Below are 645 nucleotides of genomic sequence, written 5' to 3' on the forward strand. Positions count from 1 at the left end.
GAAGTAAATGGAGGGTTATTCTATTACTTATACCAAGGAGTTAAGCTTGGAATTTATCCGCCATTAATATTCTTATGTATAGGTGCAGGAACAGATTTCGGACCAATGATAGCAAATCCTAAGACAATGTTACTTGGAGGAGCTGCTCAATTTGGAGTATTCTTCGCATTTTTAGGAGCAATAGTGTTAGGATTTACAGGACCAGAAGCCGCATCTATAGGTATAATAGGTGGAGCAGATGGACCAACAGCGATACAATTAACTGGTAAATTAGCACCACACTTATTAGGTACTATAGCACTAGCAGCTTATTCATATATGGCACTAGTTCCAGTTATACAACCACCAATAATAAAGGCTTTAACAACAGAAAAAGAACGTCAAATAAAGATGGAACAATTAAGAACAGTTTCTAAAACTGAAAAGATAGTGTTCCCGATAGTTGCAATGATAATAGTAATAGGATTATTACCAACAGCAGCACCACTTGTAGGTATGTTAATGTTTGGTAACTTATTAAAAGAATCAGGAATGGTTCCAAAGTTAGTTGAAACGGCTCAAAACTCATTAATGTATATAGTAACAATATTACTTGGATTAACAGTTGGAGCAACAACTAATGCAGATACATTATTAAGTGCACAA

The 645-nt window shown here is 35.0% G+C and carries 1 protein-coding gene; it reads left to right on the plus strand.

What is annotated here, in order from left to right:
• The coding region (locus ACI48P_RS20105; RefSeq protein WP_475219005.1) for a sodium ion-translocating decarboxylase subunit beta at positions 1–645 on the plus strand (645 nt) is incomplete at both ends.

The organism is Romboutsia sp. LXY-2 (assembly GCF_056171995.1).